The organism is Chitinophaga pendula (assembly GCF_020386615.1).
GTDB classification, from domain to species: domain Bacteria; phylum Bacteroidota; class Bacteroidia; order Chitinophagales; family Chitinophagaceae; genus Chitinophaga; species Chitinophaga pendula.
Map to the genome: position 1 here is coordinate 4,907,947 of NZ_CP077769.1, position 19,884 is coordinate 4,927,830.

Consider the following 19,884-nt stretch of genomic DNA (forward strand, 5'->3'; position numbering starts at 1 on the left):
ATAACACTATGAGAATCGTTTTTATCATAATTCTATTGACGGTCGGTAGCTTATCTATCAGTTATGCCCAGTCAGATCCCTGGGTAGGTACCTGGCGTATACAGACGAAGCAATATAATCATGCTATTACTACAGAGTTGCAGATAGGTCAGCCAGAGCAGGGATTATACCCTGCTCTGCTGACGATCCGGGATAATGTATTTTCCGGTACTTACGAGGTGTTGCTGGCCAAAAAGAATGCACATCAGCTGGGGATAGGCAGAGGAAAGTATCCTATTAACGAGACTCCTTTTAAAATAGGCCAATGGATGATATACCTCAACGGTACATTGGACCTTGACCGTTCCGGGACCGTAATGAGCCTTCACCGGATGTGGATCAATCAGTTTGGGCTATGGATGCGGGGGTTGTATGACGATGATGAGATCTTTGTTCACAGTAAGACGTTTTTGCGGGATCTGTTATACCGGGAGCTGGACACGTTGAAGAAGGTGAACCGTATCGCCTGGCAGCATCCGCATACGCAGCGTATCCTGCATCCGGAAGGGAATAATATTTATTATGGTATTTATGACCGGATCGATACCCGATCTGCTAAGGCTACATTACGGCTGTATGATGAAGAAATACTCGATAAAGACACGGTCACGCTGTCGCACAATGGGCGCCTTTTACTGGACAAAGCAGAGATAGATACCAATAACCGGCAGCGGGAGATCCCGTTGGATACGGGGATGAACATCTTTATATTTTTTGCTGATAATTACGGGAAGCGGCCGCCTAATACAGGTAATCTGCATATGGCCTTGGGTGAGAAGCGATACGGATTTGATTTTACGCATCGCTCGAATGCGTATGCCACTTTTATGGTTGCCCAGATATACCGTCAACCCGGCAAAGACACGGTCCTCCCCTCCTCTCCTGTTGCGCAGGCACCTGATACACCAGGAGATACCACAGTGCTCAGTCAGCGGGCTTCCAGCCGTAAGAGTGAGGCGGTTATTACTATTCCCGTGGATCGCCCGGATGTGACGCTTGAATTATGGGATGGTCAGACGGAAGACGGCGACAGTATTTCTATCCGGCTTAACGACCGCTGGATCCTGACCGGGTTTCCTGTAAGGAAAAAAATGCAGCAGGTCTCTATTCAACTGCAAGCGGGGGAAAACCGGCTTTTATTCCTGGCGGACAACCTGGGTAGTATCCCTCCAAATACTGCCGAATTGCGTATCCGGTACGGGAACAAGAGCAGGATGATCGGCTTGAATACAGACATGAAGCGGAATAACGAAATATTGCTGCTCTATCAGCCAGAGGAGTGATAGCAGCTAAAGATCTATTAACTGTGGTTGTATTATTACTGATTCGTTTTTGCCCGCTGCATGGGGTTGGTACCGCCGGAGGAGCTACCTCTGGGTGCCACGGATTGTTTAAACAATTCGAAGCGGGAAGGATTTGCCTGGCGTGGCCAGTTGTTGTTGTCTTCATCGATATCTGCCGTTTCACGTAATGGATCCAGTTTCACGGCTACCACTTCTTTATCTTTAGCAAACAACTTTTTCACTTCATATTCATTCTTCCGCCAGATGTAGGCAGAGATACGGTCTGTTTCTTTTGTACCATCTGCAAATGTCCACTCGATGATCAGCGGCATTACGAGTCCTCCTTTGTTGGTGAATGTCAGTTCGTAAAAGTTCTTTTTGCTGTCATACAGTTTTTTCTCTTCCGGAGACAGGCCATTTGTGAATTCTGTAAAGGCGGCTTTATCTGTGTTGTTGACAGCAAAGCGATCCCATTTCACATAAAAATCCTGCAAGCTGGTATCCTGATCTACTGCAAATTTGATCCCTTCTGCTTTATTACGTTGACGGGCTATGTGGTCTATATCTTTATCATAAGCAGCTTTTCTTTCCGGGTTGTTTACACTTGGATCGTGGTTATCCAGGCGATACCATTTAACGCTGTCGAGGGCAATATCTACGGGTTCGATACCAAAGAACCATCCTCTCCAGAACCAGTCCAGGTCCACGGCGGAGGCATCTTCCATGGTGCGGAAGAAGTCTGCCGGTGTAGGGTGTTTAAATGCCCAGCGGCGTGCATATTCACGGAATGCGAAGTCAAAGAGTTCGCGTCCCATTACTGTTTCCCGGAGGATATTCAGGGCGGTGGCAGGTTTTGAGTATGCGTTAGGACCGAACAGGATGATATTTTCGGAATTGGTCATGATTGGCTCCAGTTGGTCTTTGGGCATTTTCATATAGTCTACGATCTTATGAGCCGGGCCGCGTTGGGATGGGAAGTTATTATCCCATTCCTGTTCGGTAAGGAACTGTGTGAAGGTATTAAGGCCTTCATCCATCCAGCTCCACTGGCGCTCATCGGAGTTGACGATCATGGGGAAGAAGTTATGTCCCACTTCGTGAATAATCACGCCGATCATCCCATTTTTGGTAGCTTCGGAATAGGTACCATCTTTTTCAGCTCTTCCATAGTTAAAACAGATCATAGGGTACTCCATGCCGTTGGCAGCTTCTACTGAAATGGCTACCGGGTAGGGGTATGGAATGGTATGTTTGGAGTATGTTTTTATGGTATGAGCGACTACTTTGGTAGAGAAGCGGCGGTACAAGGGGTAGGCTTCGGGACCGTAGTAGGACATGGCCATTGTTTTTTTGCCTTCTACCTGTGTGGCCATGGCATCCCATACAATACGTCTGGAGGATACCCAGGCGAAATCGCGTACATTCTGTGCTTCGTAAACCCAGGTTTTGCGGTTGGCAGATTTATTTTTCATCATCTGCTTTACTTCATCCAGGGTTACGACCTCTACCGGTTCTTTTGCGGACTGAGCCTGTTGCCAGCGCTGGAATTGAGCGCCGGTTAATACTTCCTTGTAGTTCTGGCATTCACCGGTAGCGCCGATGATATGGTCTGCCGGTACGGTCATGCGGACGCGAAAGTTGCCGAATGTGAGTGCGAACTCGCCCCTGCCGGTGAATTGTTTATTCTGCCAGCCCTGGAAGTCGGAGTATACCGCTAATCTTGGATACCACTGTGTCATGGTATAGAGATAGTTGCCATCTTCGGGGAAGTATTCATATCCACCGCGGCCACCTTCTGTCATACGGTTAGACACATTGTACCACCAGTCTACTTTGAACTTATATTTTTCTCCCGGCATCAGTGCTTTAGGCAGGTCTATACGCATCATGGTCTGGTTGATCGTATAGGGCAATGCTTTCCCGGCAGCATCGACGATCTTCACGATCCTTACTCCCAGGTCTTTGTTGCCACCGAGGAGGGCGTTGACGGCGCGCATGCTCATCTTCTCACTCATTTTGCTACCATCAAAGCTTTGGTTGTCGCTTTTGGGGTCGTGCTCATTTTCGTCGAGCTGCAGCCACAGGTAGGTGAGCGGGTCAGGAGAGTTGTTATAATAGGTGATGGTCTCGGAGCCGGTGAGTTTCTGCCTGGCATCGTCCAGTTCGGCAGAGATATCGTAATCGGCCCTTTGTTGCCAGTATTTAGGTCCGGGAGCGCCGGAAGCGGACCGGTACATATTAGGGTCTTGGATCATGGTACCTAGTTGCTCAAATCGGTTACCATGGTTGGAGCCCGGATTTTGTGCACTGGCAGCGGTAGCAAAGCAGGTTGCCAGTAGCAGGCAGAATTTGCTCTTTGTCATCAGTTAGCATTTATGAATTGACATTTGCAGTATTTCGCCGGGATATTTATCAGGCGCCTACCAATAAGGAGCGGAACCGTTCGACAGACATCATAAAGGCAATACCGAAAATGGCGGCAGAAATAAACATATTCCAATCCCGGCGTTTTACGCCGGAAATATTTACGATAATACCTGACAGCAGCAATACTACGGCGACTATCAATATCTGGCCAAATTCAAGCCCAATATTAAAGGCAAGCAAGGGCTGTACAATATTTGTCTGGGAGCCCAACAAACTCTTCAGGTAGTTGGAAAAGCCCAGTCCGTGTATCAGTCCGAAGAAAAGAGCAAAAAGGTAGTTCAACTGTACTTTTCCTGGTTGATCTTCTTTACGCAGCACATTAGAAAAAGCTGTAATAAATATAGTTACAGGTATCAGGAATTCGATCAGGTCACCTGGTATACGGACAATATTTAACACACTTAAGGCGAGCGTAATGGAGTGTCCGAGGGTAAATGCTGTAACCAGGATCAATACTTTTCGCCAGTCCCTTAACAGGTATATGGCGCATAACGCTGTGACGAAGAGAATATGATCGTAACCTTCCCAATCTACAATATGCTGCCAACCCAGTTGAAAGTACAAGTCGAATTCACTCATTGGCTAGATTTTGTCTAAATTTGGTAATTATATAAACTCTGATCCAATTATTAAAATTTTTTAGTCAAGTGGGGCTATTATTATGCAAATGGTGGGTTGCTGCGTGGTTGACCTTTTTTCACCCATTCTATGTCAGTGTAACGGAGGTAAGGCATAATGCCAGCCGTCAGACGTTGGAGATCAGTTGCCGTATATTTGCGGACGACCTGGAAAACGCCTTAAAATCACAATATAAAGTCCCTTTTGACATCATTCATCCGGCAGACCGGAAGAAGGCGAATGAGTTGCTTTATCGTTATTTAGGGCAGCATTTGCGACTTACGGTGAATGACCAGCCGGTAACTTACCAGTTTGTTGGTTATCAGATTGAGGAAGATGCTGCCTGGTGTTTTCTGGAAGTGACTCATGTTGCCCAACCGGTTAAACTCGGTATACGTAATGATATTCTCTACCTGGAACATTCTTCCCAGGTGAATATGATACATGTTATTGTCAACAATCAGCGGAAGAGTACTAAACTCGACAATCCGGAGGCCAGTACTGTCTTTAACTTTTAGCGGCAGCTTTATTAAGAGAGACCGGAGGTACGGTTATCGACGAATTTGATAGGCTTACGGGTATTTTCCGGGAATAGCATTTTCATGATGGCTGCCTGGTTATGGTATTGCACCTGGGGTATTACCCTTAGCTTGGCTTGCAGGTAAGAACGGATCTTACGGTCTGTCTCTTCTGTTTCCTGTGTGGGCCAGAGATGTAACAGTATTTCGTCTGTTCCCAGTTCGTTAGAGAACACTTCTACCACAAATTCCCTGATTTCCTCCATATCGTTTAACAGGTCGAACAAAGCAGGTGGGTATAAGGTAGTGCCTTTATATTTGATCATCTGTTTCTTCCGGCCAATTACGGGAGATAGCCGCAGTGTATTACGTCCACAGGCGCAGGGTTCTTCTGTGTAGGTACAGATATCACCGGTCTTATATCTCAATAGTGGCATTGCTTCTACTCCCAGTGTGGTGATGGTCACTTCTCCTTCCTGCCCTGGTGCTACCGGGTTATTATCTTCATCGAGCAGTTCTACATAGAGTAATTCAGGGTGGTGGTGTCCTCCCTGTCCGGTCTTACATTCGGTGAAGGCCGTCTGCATCTCTGTGGAGGCGTAGGTGGAATACAGCTGGATGCTCCATTGTTCGGTGATCTTTTTACCCAATACATTTAGTGAGAAATCGGTATTGCGGATGTTTTCGCCGATACAGATGGCTTTCTTCACGGAGGTGGCGTTGATATCTATGTTATGTTCCCGGGCGAAAGCGATCAGTTTTACAATAAACGAAGGGACGGCTACGATGGTGGTGGGTTGTATCCGTTGTATATTCTCCCATTGGAGGGAGGGAACACCTGGTCCTACTCTCAATACGCCCGCTCCCAGTTTTCTGATACCGGTATAATATGCCATGCCGGCCATGAACTGCCTGTCCAGGGTCAGCATTAACTGGTAGATATCATCATTGGAACCATCTGCGCAGCAGAAGGAGATATATTCGTTATAACTCAGCCGCTCGAGATCTTTAGCGGTAAGTGGTAATATTACGGGTCGTCCTAAGGTACCTGAGGTGGTGGTATATTCAGCGATCTTACTTTTATCGACGCACAGGAAATCCCAGTTACGCTGTTGTAATTCTTCTTTTCCGACCGGGGGGATCCGTTTGAGGTCATTAAGCGAGCGGATATCATCCGGGGTAATATTGTGTTTGGCCAGCCATTCTCTGTAAAATGGGGAGCATTGCTGCAGGTAGCGCAGTAATTGCAATATTTCTTTTTCCTGAAACTGTCTTATTGCAGTTTTTGATCTTAATTCTATATCCGGGATGTACATTCTTCGACTTTACTGATTTCAAACTTACGATTTCCTCTCGTGAAATGAGATCATTCAGACTTCGACAATTACCATGGCCATGGCGGTGTCTTTTATATGAGACAGGCTGGCATGGATACATTTGATCTGCAGGGATGCCAATTTATCGGCGGCATCTCCTACCAGGTGGAGGATGGGTTTTCCATATTTATCATTTACGATTTCCACTTCATTGAAGTGCAGGTTCCCATGTCCCCAGCCGGTACCCAATGCTTTGAGGAAAGCCTCTTTGGCAGCAAAGCGGGCGGCATAACTTTGATAAGGAGCTGCCTGCTGTTCGCAGTAGGTGATCTCGGCGGTGGAGAAGATTGTTTCGCGGAATCCTTTCACCCGGCGTATTTTATCTTCCACTCTTGCCACTTCTATTATATCGGTACCTATACCATATATCATAGCTTTTATTTTACGCTTTCCTTTTTTGCCTTTTGCAGCTGCCGGCGGATATGGTCTTCTTCCTGTTTGGTAGCGATAACTTTCGTCAGCGCAGTTTCATAGTATTGTATCGCGGCAGTATATTGTTTATGTTTGAAGGAGTAGTCTCCGGCCAGTACATAGGCATGGTAGTGTTCCGGGTTTGCATCGATTATTTCCCGGACATTTACTTCTTTTCCGGACATGATCTTTTCCTTCAGATATTTATACTTCACAAAAGAGCGGTACTGTTTAGTCAGCAGAAAGCTGTCTGCCGGGATTGTCTGTACACTGTCGTATACTTCGTGGTCATACTTCAGTCCTTTCATCGCAAATATACTGTCGAGGTTATAGGCGACAAATTCTCCCAGTTGGTAAGGCGCGGCGGATACCCATACCATATGTTTTTTAGGTTCAAACACGATAGCGTGGTGCGCGATAAGCTGGTTAATTGCCTTTTCATTGCCCATACCAATATTCTGATCATGCAGGCCAAAACGGTCTCTGAGGATATTCACTGTTTTCTGTACGGTGTTAGGACCACCCCGTTGCAACAATTCAGTGAGGCGTTCATAACGGTACGCGGAGGCACTTTCTGCTATTTGTTCTTTGTTGGATGACAGTTTTCCTAGTTGTGCGCCCTGAAAATGATTGGTGCAGGTTATAAACGATTGTTGAGGATCATAGAGGTCCATTCCTTCCGGTGTTTTCTCTATTACTACTGCTTTATTATCTTCTGCAGATCCTACCAGGAAGGATTCGGAGACGAACATCTTCCTTTTTTGTGCGATCGTCCAGGCTTCTTTTATATTACGCGCATATTGCAGTATTTCCCTGGCTACCAGTGACACGGGGGTAGCGGAGCCAGAAGGAATACTTGTTTTTGCGGCGTTGATAGTTACGGTAAGGCCATGTTCATTCATACCTGACACTACGCCGGTGAAACCTCCCCAGGTGATCATCATGAACCGGTGTCCTTTTTCCGGATGATAGAAAGTGACTATTTTATCTTCTGCGAATTTGTCTCCTACATAGAAGTCAAAGTTGCGGCCAATGATCAAATTGCTATCTGCGGATAATGAGCCCCAGGTCCCAAACGACGTACAACCTACCAATGCCATGCTTTGTAAGGCGTGTCCAATATCATGGGCTGCATGATAATTCATGATCCGTTCGTAGTTATTGCCGATGTAGTCGTATCCATTGGCTGCTGAGAATGATACCCCATATATCTCCTGTTTGTATTCGTCGATGACATTTTCGGCCAGGTGTCTGTTGAACCATCCTACGAAGTACTTGAGAAAACGCAGGTACGAGGTAGAGGGGATCATCTTTTTGATCTGGTCTACAAAATGCAGTTCTTGCCGTTTTACCAGTTCCGCTGATAATTTGCCATTTATCACTCCTCTTTCGAAGGGAGCACCTTCGACATACATCTCGTAGAGTCCGCTCTTGCTTTTACGTAACCAGCTATTACCTATAGTGTAGCAGGTGGAGTCCAGCTGTGTACGTTGCCAGTCTAGTGCTGTTTTATCTTTTATCTCCGGAGCGTTAATATGTGCAACACTTACTACGTATATGACAAGCGCTATGAGCATTAACAGGAAGGTTCCTGTTATGAATAACAATATGCGTCCGATTTTCCTCCAGATACTGCGTTTCTTTTTGTCCAACTATCGTGATTTAAATATTTATGATCGGTTGCGAATAGCATCCACCAGTTTTTCCAGGCCGATGAATTCTCCGCATGTCATTACAGCGCTCATGGTAACGCCCAGAATACCGTGCAAGTTCAGGTTTTGTCCGGTAAGATACAAATTAGGCACTCTGGTCCGGGGTGAGATGCGGGTACGTAAGGGATCTTTGTAGTCCTTGAGTACGCCGTACATACTCCCATCGGTGGTGCCGAGGTAGTCCCTGTAGGAAAGTGGGGTAGCTGCATAGTAGCTATGAATGCAGTTCCTTAGTCCCGGGAATCTCTTTTCCACCCTGTCGAGCAGGCGATTTGCTTTTTCTTCTTTGAAGGCCTCGTAGTCGGGGCCTCTGTCTGTTTCGTGTGATACGGTATTAAAGGTGTTTTTCCATTTGTCTAGCTCTCCGTAGCGCATATATGTCATGATAGCCAGGCTTTCTGCGAAGGCCGGTTCTTTCGAACCGGCGGCAGCCATTACTGCGAAAGTCTGCGGCCAATCATCTGTTGTATAATCAATTCCGGCCCAGGCATCCGAGCTTTCATGGTGGTATACGTTGTAGTTCAGATAAGGGAAGGACTGTGGCTTTAATACGACATTGAGCACGAAGGGACCGATCCCGTTTTCCAGGCTGCTGACGCGGGCCCTATAGGCGTTCCGTATCAGGTCTGATTCGGTGATGGCCATTGTTTGTGCCGGATGCAGGTTGGAGATAAAATGTGTAGCACGGGCGATCTGGCCATCGCCCAGTTGAACATGAGATATATTTCCTCCTGTATCGACAATACGTTTCACTTCTGCGTGGCGTCGTATTACGCCACCATTATCCATAATACAGCGACCCAGCCATTTGGCGATCTGGGAGCCGCCATCCACACATTTCCAGGCACTTTCAATGTAACTGTTCAGTACCAGCGCATGTATATAAAAAGGTGTTTTATCAGCTACGCCCGCATACAATAAGTTATTTCCTGCCAATACCTGACGGAGACGTTCGTTGTCAGTGATGGATGCGATGACCTCTTTAGTGTTCAGGCCCATCACTGATTCTTTTTCCTGTCCATCTCCGACACGTAGATTATACAATGGGAACTTTGCGCATACTTCGCGCACCTTGCTGCAATAGTTATGTAGGGCAGTCCGTTCTTCAGGGAATTCCACCAGTAGCTGACGGATGAAGTTATCGTACCCTTGTGCTATTTTAAATTCTTTGTTGCTATCTCCGAAGGTGATCCTGTCGAAACCATCTTCATCCATCTGCCTGATCTTGAGATGCCGCATAATACCCAGATAGTCGAATACTTCGTACAGGTTCTGGCCGGGCGCCAGTCCTCCGATGTAGTGTACCCCTGAATCAAATATCACTTTATCGCGGGCATATGTCTGTAAACACCCCCCCATTTGTTTGTTCTTTTCATAGATGCATACTTTATAACCATGTTTACTTAGTATGGCACCACAGACCAAACCACCTAGTCCACTTCCTATTATGATGACATCATAGTTGTTCATGTTGCTTGGGGGGATTTTTCCGTATAACAAAAATGATATTGGAGGTAAAGCGAGTATTATCGATACGTTCGCAGATCGCACCGGCATTTACCATCAATTGTTCTATATGAGCGGCGGAGAAAAAGGCCAAAGGTTGGCTGGTCTTGTTAAAGCCCAGGAGACGGGTAGAGAAAAGCTCTGTCAGGCGGGTACGTTTATGCCGCTGTTTCATATCAGCATCTCCATCACGGAGTAATATCATGCCACCGTCATTTAGCCGGCTGATACATCGGAGTAGTAGATGTTCCTGTTGTTCCGGCTGGAGATAATGCAGTACATCGCTGATCACAAATGCATCTGCCGGTGGCAGGTCATATGCGGTGATATCTGCACAAACGAAATCCAGTTGTGCTTTTCTGAGGTAGGCATGTGTCGCTGTTGCTATTTTATCTTCGTCGTAATCTACACCGGTAATGCGACGGGCCGGCGACAAAAAGTGTAACATATAAGGCAGGAATCCATATCCACATCCTACATCCACAATCCTTCCTTCCTGTGGCAACAACTCATGGAACAAAGCATAGTTTTTTTCCATGCTGGTTTTGATACGCATGTACCATTCCAATACCGGTCCTTTATACAGGTAATTGTAGAGGAGTTGTTCGCGGTAATATGCAGGTATCTCTGTTGCCTGTCTCAGCTGTTCATATTCTTTCTTAAAATAGCGGCTGATCTGTTTGGTGCGGGCGGCGTATCCCACTCCCCATTGCAGATCGTCCTGTTTGATACGAGGAAGATATTTTACGGTTATCAGTCCGTCTTTCAGCAGAAAATCTCCTTTCGACATGGTATAGGCGGTACCATGGATCACCATTGGCAGAACATCCAGGTTCAGTTGTTCTGCGATGAAAAAAGCGCCTTTATGAAAGCGTTTGATAACAGGGTCCGGTGAGCGCGTGCCTTCGGGATATACGACAATGGAGTACCCCTGTTCTACTTTTTCTCTGAGTTTATCTATGCTACTTTCTGCACCATCTGCCACCGGATAATATTCTGCCATCCTGACGACGGCACCAAATACGGGAGAACGCCATACCCAGTCATTCGTCAACAGTATTACTTTCGGATGCAGCATAGTAGATACCAGTATATCCAGGAATGACTGGTGATTGCTGATAATAACGGCCGGTGTTTCCAGCTGTTCATTCAAAGGATTGACAATACGTTTTTTCACATTTGCCATGATGTACAATAGCGAATGTGTGTATGCAGACAAAGCTACATGGTACAGATATTTTCCTTTTTGCTTGTTGAATGGGTTGAGCCGGATCAATACAAATCCAACTACCGTCAGCAACAGGCTACCTATGGTAAAGTAGAAGAAGGCGAATACTGATTTACCCCAGCCGGTCAGGGTCCAGGGGGCCAATCCTTTGGTGACACGATCAGTGATCAGCCAGTTAAACAGGAAAGGTATGAGTACTTGTGATATGAGTACTACACAGCCGATACCGATAATGGAGATCAATGCGATAGAGCGAAGGGAAGGATGTTGTGCAAATATGAGTACACCTAATCCTAATATCGTGGTAATGGCGGAAAAGAAGATAGAAGACCGGAAAGAGGACAGGTATTGTTTTCCGGATTTATATTGCTGTATCAGCCCATCCATCGTGAAGATGCTGTAGTCATCTCCCAACCCGAAGATGAAGGTGCTCAATATGATGTTTACGATATTGAACCGGATGCCGAATAATCCCATGATCCCGAGTATCCATACCCAGCTTACCAACATGGGTATAAAGGTGATCAGGGCCAGCTCTATACGGCCATATGATAGTAGTAAGGCGAGAAATACCAGTACGGAAGTCATCCAGGCGATACTGTTGAATTCATCCCGGATGATCTGTGCCAGCCGGTTGGCCGTATATTGTTTATCCAGCGCGGTGGTATTTTCCAACCCTTCCAGTGCTTTATAGACGGATGGTTTATTCGCGGTCTCTACTTTCAGTAGAGTTACCAGGGAGGTACGATCTGTTTTCTCTGTGATAAAGTCTGATAATGGTCCTTTTTTAAGCAAGGCTAAGTCTTCGGCAGACAAGGTAATGAAGTCGTTGTGCAGCCATTCTGCAAACGGCGTAAATGCAGCAGGTCTGAATCCGACGGCAGGTCCCTGTTGTTGCAGGTACGCTAATAACCGTTGTTTCTTTTCCGGCGTCCAGAAGCGGTTCCAGCGCTGGATACGTTGTTGCTGCTGCTGCAGGGAAGGTAGTAAGCCGTCCACGCTTACTGCTTTCCTGACCAATCCCTGCTGCTTTAGCTGCTGTATCAGGGGCATCATCTGCTCCTGGTGACGCAGTGCTTCTTCCAGATCTTTTCCTTCGGTGACAACGTAGATGGATTGGGCTGCATAGGCATTGATATGATTTAACCGGGCTTCTGCGTCCTGTAACGCAGGCGACATAAAGTTCATCCGCATCATATCGCTTTCAAAAGATACATACCGGGCGGTAAAGAAAAATACGACGGTAAGCAGTAGTATTCCCGCTATCAATAGCTTACTGCGTTCCGGGCGATATTCAGCGATCTTATCCAACCAGGTGTGCCGGGGTATGCTGTCTTTTGCAGGCTGTTTACCCATTACTATCCAATGGGGCAGGAATATCAGTGAATATAAGGCGGCTCCCACCAGGCTTAGGGCGGCGAATAAGCCGACATCCTGCAGAATAGGGGATTTGACCAGTTGAAGACACAGGAATCCGCCGACGGTGGTAAAACTGCCAACTGTCATTGGAGTGGCCAGGTCTTTTATCACCTCGCGGATATCGGGCAAGTGGCGATAGTGATTAAAGACATGCAGGGAATAGTTGACAGCGATACCTAACACTACAGATCCTCCACCCAATGCAATTACTGAAATGCTTCCCTTTAATAAGGCTACTCCTCCCAGGGAGAACAGTCCACCGAATGCTACTGGTATCATCACAAGCAATGGTGCTCTTTTCTTACGGAAGAAAAACGCGATCAGCACAACCAGCAGCACGACTGTGATACCCTGCGTAAATAAGGTATCGCGTCTAAGCTGGGCGGCATTACCAACAGATACGGCGGTAGCGCCGAAATAGCTTGCCTTCAGCAAAGGATGCTGTTGCTGGAGACTATCCAACGTTGTATCCAGTAAGCGCAGGAAAGGGGCATTTTTGCCTGTAGCGCCGGGAGGATATACAGGGGTGATGAATAGCAGCAGGTGACGTTGATCTTTGGTCATCACGTACCCGTCGTACAATTCAAACTGTTCATCGTACTGAAGACGTTGTAACTTACGGATACCTAACCAGCTGATACCTACCGGGTCGGCCTGTATCATTTGTTTCATGACCAATCCTGCCGGAGAGATCAGGGTTTGATAGTCCTGCTGTAAAGTTTGTTGTAATCTGTTTGTGGTAATTAATGCATCAATGGAATCATAATCTTTTTCTTCGAGGAAAACAGGCAGATGTGTACGGATGACCGTCATCAGGTCCATTACGGAGGCATCTTCTGTTTGTCCCTGCAGTTGTTTGATATAGGGGGACAATTGTGTAGCAGCTATGGAAGAGAATCCGGCAGCGAAAGTGGTTAAGCTATCCGGTTGGGGGATGCCGGTAGTATCTTTCAGGGATAACGTCAGTACAAGTTTATCCGCAAATTTAGAATCCTGGAAGACCTGTTGCAGTTTGTTGAGTTTCTCGTCGCGGGGCAGGATGCGGGTGATATCTTCTTCAAGTCTGATCCGAGAAGCGAAGTAGCCAGCTATCATGAAACAGGCTATTGCACAAAACCACAATAGCCCTTTGCGTTTTTCAAAAAATTGGTAGATATAAATAAAGAAACTCCCCATTACTTAGAACATTCCGATTTACAACATGTGTTATTTAAGTGGCTGGCGGGCCAGTAGTAATTGTACGGCTGGTACGGAACCATTGCAACAGCAGGTAAGTGATACCTGTTGCGACCAGGCCGGCCAGTATTGCCAGGGTGATACTGCCGTACAGATATTGCACAACATTTTGCTGGATTGTTTCCAGCGTAAGTGCTTTTGTGAATACCAGGAAGGTTGCGTCTGTACCTACCCAATATTTACCCATCATGAAGCTGGCGAATACGATCAGCGGGATCATGGGAGGTATGCTGATATTAGCGGCAATGATCACCAATACCCTGTTGAGCCGGAATAAGGTAGCCAGCAGTAATGCTATCAGCATTTGAAAGCCCCATACCGGTACGATCCCCATAAATACACCAAATCCTATTGACAACGCCTTTTTTATATTAGACTCGTTGGGGTTCAGTACATGCTCGTGCCATATCTTTTTCCAGCTTTCTTTTTTGAACAGGAAGCGGATGAAGTCCCTCGGTTTTATGTACAGGAAGGTGATCAGTACCAGTACGGTATTTAATACGCTGATACGGGAGAAGTCTCGAAAAGGTCTGAAGTGAGAGACCCTTTCTTCGGCAGGTGGATAATATACTTGTACCGGTGTCCAGTCTATTTTGATCCCTCTCCATGCGCAGCGCACTAATACCTCTACTTCAAATTCGTAGCGCGTGCAGAAGAACCTCATCTTTTTCATGAGTAACAGTGGATAAAGGCGATATCCCGATTGTGTATCGGGTGCCTTTATACCAGTTTCCACATAGAACCAAAAGTTGGAGAAGCGATTGGCGAAGGTGTTTTTACCCGGCATATTCTTTTCGCGGATATTGCGGGCACCTATTACCAATGCCTGGTTGTTTTCTTGGAGTTTATCCAGGAATACCGGCAAATCGGATGCGAAATGTTGTCCATCCGCATCGATAGTGATCACATAATCATATCCCTGTTGTAATGCATAGGCGAAACCCCGGCGCAGCGCAATCCCTTTGCCCCGGTTGGGCATATAGGTAACGAGCTGTATACCAGGATATTGTTCCAGTATATCTGCAGTATTATCGGTAGCACCATCATTTACGACGATCACGTGTGACGTGTATGCTAATACCGATTGCAGTACCGCACCCAGGGTAGTCCCATTGTTATAGGTGGGTATCAGTACCGCGACCTTGTAGTTATCAAATAATTGCCTGTATGTATCTCCTGTTCCGCTCATGGGTTCTTAAATACTCCCTGGAATTTCATAAACGTCAACGGATCACTTTTCAGTAAAGCATTTACTTTGATAGTGCCATCTTCCTGGGTGGTGTGTTGCAGTTCAATGGCAACTTCCGGGTGATGCAACGGGTTGATAGCGTTCAGGAACTTCATGCTGTTCGCTTTTTTCAGCTGCAGTTTGCGTTCCAATTTTCTTTCCAGCAGCTCCTGGATGGTCTGCATCATACAAACACCCGGAACAACCGGTTGGCCCGGAAAATGTCCTTCAAAAATCGGGTGAGCAGCATTTAATGCTATTGACAACCGTAGTGGCTGTCCTTCTTCTGCGTGCTCCTGCACGATGGTATAAAATGTTCCTGCCAGCATTATTGTTGTACGCGTTGTAGTGAAATATTAAATTTAAAATTCTGATGTTGAATACAGATACTATCGGGTACACCGTCCTGATAGTGGCTCATCCAGACCTTTACGACTGCTTTCCTGTCGGAGGATTTTTCAATCCGTTCTAGGCGGGTGCAATGCGGGTCGGTGATATAATAATTGGCACCTTTTTCGGTCGGCATCTTCACGTACTGATAGTTGCTGTCTCTGAGTAACTGTGCCTGCCGGTAATCCGGATTCAGCAATACCAGTTCAAAGTCTTTACGCAGGGCGTTCACTATGATGGCTTTGTCCATTTTAGGCATCATATAATGTTTGGTAAAGTTACCATCCTGTGCAAAGGCGAAGTCAAAGAACTTGAATCCGACTTCGTTTGTAAACACTATCCGCAGGCTGCTATCCGGCATTTGCTTAAAGAAGAGCAATCCGCTCAAGTGGTGTTTCAGTACGTCGACCTGTGTACTGTATAAGGCCTGTGTGAAGCGTGGTTTAAAACGGGCTACGCATGCAGGATCTCCCGCCGCCGGTCTTAAAGAGCGATAGGCAGATACACAGCCGGACAAGGCCATTATACACAACATACTATTTAACCGCAAAGATCGCATCCGGGATGTCCGTGTTGAGTTGTTTATGTAAAAATGTGATGTTGGTATCATCGCCGGATACTTCCAGCATACGGATACCGGACACGCTGAAATCCTTTTTATCTACCAGTAGCTGTATTGCTTTAAAATACTGCTTCAAGGCGGCAGCAACCGGTACCATCTCCAGCTGATATTGCTGGTTATTTTCCAGTATGCGGCTGGTGAAGTCTTTGTTATCCAGTACGCTGCCTTTTACACAGTCTATTGTGATCTTATTGATCTGTTCGAATAGTTTGTTGGATTTTGCAGATACCTTATGTTCCTTGTGACCATCTTTTGTACGGATATCTTTTCCATTGATGACCAGCAGATAATAACTGGGCTGTTGATATTCCATCCGTACCTTGTCTTCTTTTTTGAACCAGAACTTCCCTTTTGAGGTGATCTTATCGGAAAGCATGCTTAAATTCTTTTCCTGTACAAAATCAGCCTGTATGGTACGGGTTTGCTGGGCAGCTTTTGCAAACTGTTGTCTGAAAGCGGTAACATCTGCGACCGGTTTAAATCCGGAGTTCTGTGCCAGTAGTTGTCCGGCAAGCAGTAAAAAACCGCTCAATATCATCCATCCTCTACGCATAAGCAGGTATGTTTAATAACTTGTCAATCCTTTCGATGGTATAACCCTGTTGTCTGATACGGGTGATCAGTTCGGGCAATACTTTCCGGGTTATTTCGCAGGTGTCGTGTAACAGCAGGATGGCACCCGGATGTAGTTTTTGCAGGATACGTTGCAGCAGTTCCTGTTCGTTGGTAGCAACAGTATCCAATGATCGTATGCTCCACCCTACCGGCAGGTAGGCTCCCTGCAGGATGGCTTTTTTCAGATTGGGGTTTGTTACTCCGTAAGGAGGCCGGAATAGCTTCGGTACCAGCCCCGTTGTTTTCTCCAGCACCTGATCTGTCTGGCGTAATTCAGCTAACATCTTTGCCGGTCCAAACAAGTCGAACCAGAAGTGATGTGAATAACTATGATTTGCCAGCACATGCCCTTCCGCCTGTATACGTGTCAGCAGGTCCGGATGCTGTGCGGCCCTTTCGCCGATACAAAAAAAGGTAGCCGGTACTTCTGTGGCTTTCAGTATATCCAGTATGGCAGGCGTATGTTGTGGCAGCGGGCCATCGTCGAAGGTTAGCGCCATACGTTTGTCTGGGATATCGCTTTTACATATTACGGGCAGGTAAAACCCCGCATTGATATTACATGCTCCCCATGCTGTCAGCCCGGTCCAGGCCAGCAACGGCAATATCCACAGCCACCAGGGTACAGGCTGCCAGGCCATGTGCACCAGGAGCAGGATACCTAACAGTATCCCCGTGATAATATTTGTGCGCCGGTAGTTTAGCATGCGGTTAATAATATCAAAGTGTGGTGCGTACCACTATGACAGTTATATATCAATATGTTTTTGATCGCTTGTTTAGCCGTTCCGCTATAGATAGCTGCTGCAGGCAACTGACCATCGCTTATTATCTTATTAGCCAGCCAGAGCGCGAAGGCGGTGGCCGTAGGATATTCTCCACAAAGTTGCTTAAATGCGGCAATACAATGCGATGTGAATAAGTGTTGTGCGATCGTGTCGTATAGGCTATCGGTGGTGTGGTCTCCGTTACGGCCATCCAGTAGCAGGTCGATATCTGCTGTCGTAATACGGTGTTTCGTTAAGAAGTCCTGAATAAAACGGATGACAGTATCTATATCAGCAGGCTTGTACAACGTGGTGTGACCTACGATAGCTGCTTTTGTTGTTGCTGATGGGGTATGACCCAGTACAAAGAAGGCGCTTCCTTCGCCGGCAACGGTGCCTGTCGTGTTGCTTTGTAACAGTCCTGTTGTTTCATTGTATGATGTTTTGTACAGGCCGAAGCGTGACAGTATCTGATGGCTATAGGTGGTGATCTCATCCACGCCGCCTACCAGTATCTGATCGGCACTTTTTTCATGGAGCAACATTATACTATCCAGCAAAGCATTTTCGAATGAGAAGGCCCTGTGTACGAATGTATTGTTATAGCCATGATTACCCAGCATGAGTGCGATCTGTCCACCGACGGTATTATGGGTAGACTGTATGAACGCTGTTGGTGTCAGCATTTCTTCCTGTTGGCGGACCATTTTACCCAGGAACACGCCGGTATCATCCAGGCAGCCATAGGCAGTGCCGGTGATGATCATATCCGGTTGGGTGATGGAAGCTGCTTCCAGGGCGCGATAGGCGCCAGCTACTCCCATCTTCACCACTTTACTCATGCGGCGGATCATTTTGGCATCGATCCATTGTTTGTAATCAGGTTCGGCTACTTTGAAGCGCATACCTTCTGAAGCTGGTATAGCAGCCTGCAAAGGCGCTTCGCCTGTCATATCCTGCGGAGATACTCCACCGGCTCCGTGTATGTAGATACGCATCTGTATATTCTTACTTGTCAGTCAACTATTGTGCAGAGAACACCAGGCTGGAGCAGTTACCCCCAAATCCAAATGAATTGGACATGGCATGGGATAACTGAACGCCGGAGGTATACGCTGTGGCCGGTATCACCGGCAATTCTTTCATGGGGGTGCTAAAGCGTGCATTGGGATAAATGATCCCTTCCTGTACGGCTTTGGCAGCGAATACGGCTTCAATGCCACCGCTGGCTCCCAGGGTATGTCCTGTGAATGATTTGGTGGAGCTCATCGGCGGTAGTTGCGCTCCAAACAACCGTTGGATGGCGGTTGCTTCGGAGCTGTCATTATTCTGGGTGCCGGTACCATGCAGGTTAATATATGCTATGTCTGCAGGCGATAGTCCTGCCATGTCCAGTGCGCCTTTCATCGCCAGGTAGTTGCCGGTACCATCGGGGGATGAAGCTGTCTGGTGATAGGCATCGTTGGCATTGGCATAACCACTGAGGCGACACCAGGGTGTGATACCCTGTTGGTCCAGGAGCGATTCGCGTACCAGTATTACATAGCCGGCGCCTTCTCCCAGGTTAAGCCCTTTACGGGAGTCATCGAATGGGCGGCAAGGTTCCTGGTCCAGTATCATCAGGGTATTAAAGCCATTGATCGTAAATCTTGTGAGGGCATCGGTACCGCCGGCTATCACTATATCGACGATGTTATTCTTTAACAGGCGGGCGCCGTACATAATGGCATTGGCACCGGAAGAACAGGCAGTGCTGATGGTAGAGATGTGATGAGTGATACCCAGTGCATCTGCTACTCCTTCGGTAACGGTACCACATTCGTGATGTACAACCTGATGCAGCCGGCCTTTTTGCGGGTCTTGCAGGAAAGGTTCGAAAAAATCTTCCGTTTTGTCCATGCCCCCAACGGTATTGGCAGATACGAATCCTACGCGGTATTGCCGGATATCGCCCAATCCTGTTGCCTTCCAGGCTTCGCGGGCTGCTATGGCGCTCAGCAAGGCGGTACGGCTCCATACCGCCGACATACCAGCCATCTCAGCCAGCGTAGTATTGTCCGCTTTTACTTCTGCTACCGGGAAAACAGGTTGATGTATAGACCGCAGGTATTGCATGACTGCCATACCTGTATGGCCCTGGCGGAAAGACTGCAGACAGTCATTCAGGTTAAAGCCGATACCGCAGATCACCCCTCCGCCTGCTATCCATACTTTGTCACTCATCCTTGTTTACTTTGATGTGCAGTAATATATTCCGCCATTGAACGAACAGACTTGAAGATAGCCGGTCCGTCGTCCGGGTTGGCTATACGTACGTTATAGTACTGCTGCATCAATACGATCAGTTCGAGTGCATCGATAGAATCCAGTCCCAGTCCCTCTTTGAATAAAGGTTCATCATTGTCGATGTCTGCCGGTTTTACTTCCTGTAAATTCAACTGCTCAATGATCTGTGCTTTCAGATCTGCCATCAATTTTTCCATATTCAA

The 19,884-nt window shown here is 46.9% G+C and carries 17 protein-coding genes; 2 read left to right on the forward strand and 15 right to left on the reverse strand.

What is annotated here, in order from left to right; translation table 11 throughout:
- Positions 1 to 8 precede the first annotated feature (8 nt).
- Positions 9 to 1,322 carry a hypothetical protein gene (locus KTO58_RS17665; protein WP_157752876.1) on the forward strand — a complete coding sequence of 438 codons (1,314 nt, stop codon included), beginning with the start codon at positions 9 to 11 and terminating at the stop codon, positions 1,320 to 1,322.
- Positions 1,323 to 1,357: 35 nt separating this feature from the next.
- On the opposite strand, the gene KTO58_RS17670 is transcribed toward KTO58_RS17665, so the two are convergent.
- Both KTO58_RS17670 and KTO58_RS17675 read right to left on the reverse strand, forming a co-directional pair.
- On the reverse strand, positions 1,358 to 3,685 hold the full coding sequence (locus KTO58_RS17670; protein WP_198315206.1) for a M1 family metallopeptidase: 2,328 nt from the start codon (positions 3,683 to 3,685) through the stop codon (positions 1,358 to 1,360).
- Between the two features lie 49 nt (positions 3,686 to 3,734).
- Positions 3,735 to 4,328 (reverse strand): HupE/UreJ family protein, encoded by a 594-nt coding sequence (locus tag KTO58_RS17675; RefSeq protein WP_095838095.1) that lies wholly within the window; start codon positions 4,326 to 4,328, stop codon positions 3,735 to 3,737.
- A 68-nt stretch (positions 4,329 to 4,396) separates the two neighbouring features.
- Between KTO58_RS17675 and KTO58_RS17680 the strand changes: the two genes are divergently transcribed.
- Positions 4,397 to 4,885: a DUF6702 family protein gene (locus KTO58_RS17680; RefSeq protein ID WP_095838094.1), complete on the forward strand. Its 489-nt coding sequence runs from the start codon at positions 4,397 to 4,399 to the stop codon at positions 4,883 to 4,885.
- Positions 4,886 to 4,896: 11 nt separating this feature from the next.
- On the opposite strand, the gene flxY is transcribed toward KTO58_RS17680, so the two are convergent.
- From flxY to KTO58_RS17745, 13 genes are all read right to left on the reverse strand, one after another.
- Positions 4,897 to 6,201 (reverse strand): flexirubin biosynthesis putative acyl-CoA ligase FlxY, encoded by a 1,305-nt coding sequence (gene flxY / locus KTO58_RS17685; protein WP_095838093.1) that lies wholly within the window; start codon positions 6,199 to 6,201, stop codon positions 4,897 to 4,899.
- A 54-nt stretch (positions 6,202 to 6,255) separates the two neighbouring features.
- A complete protein-coding gene (gene acpS, locus KTO58_RS17690) occupies positions 6,256 to 6,633 on the reverse strand; it encodes a holo-ACP synthase (protein WP_095838092.1) in 378 nt (125 codons plus the stop codon).
- Between the two features lie 5 nt (positions 6,634 to 6,638).
- A complete protein-coding gene (locus KTO58_RS17695; protein ID WP_225859810.1) occupies positions 6,639 to 8,324 on the reverse strand; it encodes a C45 family peptidase in 1,686 nt (561 codons plus the stop codon).
- Positions 8,325 to 8,342: 18 nt separating this feature from the next.
- Positions 8,343 to 9,854 carry a phytoene desaturase family protein gene (locus KTO58_RS17700; RefSeq protein WP_095838090.1) on the reverse strand — a complete coding sequence of 504 codons (1,512 nt, stop codon included), beginning with the start codon at positions 9,852 to 9,854 and terminating at the stop codon, positions 8,343 to 8,345.
- Positions 9,841 to 13,632, reverse strand: coding sequence for a trifunctional MMPL family transporter/lysophospholipid acyltransferase/class I SAM-dependent methyltransferase (locus tag KTO58_RS17705; protein WP_225859811.1), 3,792 nt, complete (start codon positions 13,630 to 13,632; stop codon positions 9,841 to 9,843). Before KTO58_RS17705 ends, KTO58_RS17700 begins: the two co-directional genes overlap by 14 nt.
- 115 nt (positions 13,633 to 13,747) lie before the next feature.
- A complete protein-coding gene (locus KTO58_RS17710; protein WP_095838088.1) occupies positions 13,748 to 14,962 on the reverse strand; it encodes a DUF2062 domain-containing protein in 1,215 nt (404 codons plus the stop codon).
- Positions 14,959 to 15,330, reverse strand: coding sequence for an ApeI family dehydratase (locus KTO58_RS17715; protein ID WP_095838087.1), 372 nt, complete (start codon positions 15,328 to 15,330; stop codon positions 14,959 to 14,961). The genes KTO58_RS17710 and KTO58_RS17715 overlap by 4 nt, the downstream gene beginning before the upstream one ends.
- On the reverse strand, positions 15,330 to 15,950 hold the full coding sequence (gene lolB2 / locus KTO58_RS17720; protein ID WP_095838086.1) for a flexirubin biosynthesis protein LolB2: 621 nt from the start codon (positions 15,948 to 15,950) through the stop codon (positions 15,330 to 15,332). The genes KTO58_RS17715 and lolB2 overlap by 1 nt, the downstream gene beginning before the upstream one ends.
- Positions 15,928 to 16,566, reverse strand: coding sequence for a flexirubin biosynthesis/transport protein LolA2 (lolA2, locus tag KTO58_RS17725; protein ID WP_095838085.1), 639 nt, complete (start codon positions 16,564 to 16,566; stop codon positions 15,928 to 15,930). Before lolA2 ends, lolB2 begins: the two co-directional genes overlap by 23 nt.
- Entirely contained in the window at positions 16,559 to 17,335 is a 777-nt protein-coding gene (locus KTO58_RS17730; RefSeq protein ID WP_095838084.1) for a polysaccharide deacetylase family protein, read from the reverse strand. Before KTO58_RS17730 ends, lolA2 begins: the two co-directional genes overlap by 8 nt.
- The gene (locus tag KTO58_RS17735; protein WP_095838083.1) at positions 17,329 to 18,393 is read right to left on the reverse strand and encodes a beta-ketoacyl synthase N-terminal-like domain-containing protein; all 1,065 of its coding nucleotides are present in this window, start codon (positions 18,391 to 18,393) and stop codon (positions 17,329 to 17,331) included. The genes KTO58_RS17730 and KTO58_RS17735 overlap by 7 nt, the downstream gene beginning before the upstream one ends.
- A 25-nt stretch (positions 18,394 to 18,418) precedes the next feature.
- The gene (locus KTO58_RS17740; protein WP_095838082.1) at positions 18,419 to 19,618 is read right to left on the reverse strand and encodes a beta-ketoacyl-[acyl-carrier-protein] synthase family protein; all 1,200 of its coding nucleotides are present in this window, start codon (positions 19,616 to 19,618) and stop codon (positions 18,419 to 18,421) included.
- Entirely contained in the window at positions 19,615 to 19,878 is a 264-nt protein-coding gene (locus KTO58_RS17745) for a phosphopantetheine-binding protein (RefSeq protein ID WP_095841515.1), read from the reverse strand. The genes KTO58_RS17740 and KTO58_RS17745 overlap by 4 nt, the downstream gene beginning before the upstream one ends.
- Positions 19,879 to 19,884: the final 6 nt, after the last annotated feature.

What these genes read in the sequence shown, in the direction of transcription:
- KTO58_RS17715 (WP_095838087.1), bottom strand. Translation starts at nt 15,330, where the DNA reads ATGCTGGCAGGAACATTTTATACCATCGTGCAGGAGCACGCAGAAGAA.
- KTO58_RS17675 (WP_095838095.1), bottom strand. Translation starts at nt 4,328, where the DNA reads ATGAGTGAATTCGACTTGTACTTTCAACTGGGTTGGCAGCATATTGTA.
- KTO58_RS17730 (WP_095838084.1), bottom strand. Translation starts at nt 17,335, where the DNA reads ATGCTAAACTACCGGCGCACAAATATTATCACGGGGATACTGTTAGGT.
- acpS (WP_095838092.1), bottom strand. Translation starts at nt 6,633, where the DNA reads ATGATATATGGTATAGGTACCGATATAATAGAAGTGGCAAGAGTGGAA.
- flxY (WP_095838093.1), bottom strand. Translation starts at nt 6,201, where the DNA reads ATGTACATCCCGGATATAGAATTAAGATCAAAAACTGCAATAAGACAG.
- KTO58_RS17735 (WP_095838083.1), bottom strand. Translation starts at nt 18,393, where the DNA reads ATGCGTATCTACATACACGGAGCCGGTGGAGTATCTCCGCAGGATATG.
- KTO58_RS17665 (WP_157752876.1), top strand. Translation starts at nt 9, where the DNA reads ATGAGAATCGTTTTTATCATAATTCTATTGACGGTCGGTAGCTTATCT.
- KTO58_RS17705 (WP_225859811.1), bottom strand. Translation starts at nt 13,632, where the DNA reads ATGATAGCTGGCTACTTCGCTTCTCGGATCAGACTTGAAGAAGATATC.
- KTO58_RS17670 (WP_198315206.1), bottom strand. Translation starts at nt 3,685, where the DNA reads ATGACAAAGAGCAAATTCTGCCTGCTACTGGCAACCTGCTTTGCTACC.
- KTO58_RS17740 (WP_095838082.1), bottom strand. Translation starts at nt 19,618, where the DNA reads ATGAGTGACAAAGTATGGATAGCAGGCGGAGGGGTGATCTGCGGTATC.
- lolB2 (WP_095838086.1), bottom strand. Translation starts at nt 15,950, where the DNA reads ATGCGATCTTTGCGGTTAAATAGTATGTTGTGTATAATGGCCTTGTCC.
- lolA2 (WP_095838085.1), bottom strand. Translation starts at nt 16,566, where the DNA reads ATGCGTAGAGGATGGATGATATTGAGCGGTTTTTTACTGCTTGCCGGA.
- KTO58_RS17745 (WP_095841515.1), bottom strand. Translation starts at nt 19,878, where the DNA reads ATGGAAAAATTGATGGCAGATCTGAAAGCACAGATCATTGAGCAGTTG.
- KTO58_RS17700 (WP_095838090.1), bottom strand. Translation starts at nt 9,854, where the DNA reads ATGAACAACTATGATGTCATCATAATAGGAAGTGGACTAGGTGGTTTG.
- KTO58_RS17710 (WP_095838088.1), bottom strand. Translation starts at nt 14,962, where the DNA reads ATGAGCGGAACAGGAGATACATACAGGCAATTATTTGATAACTACAAG.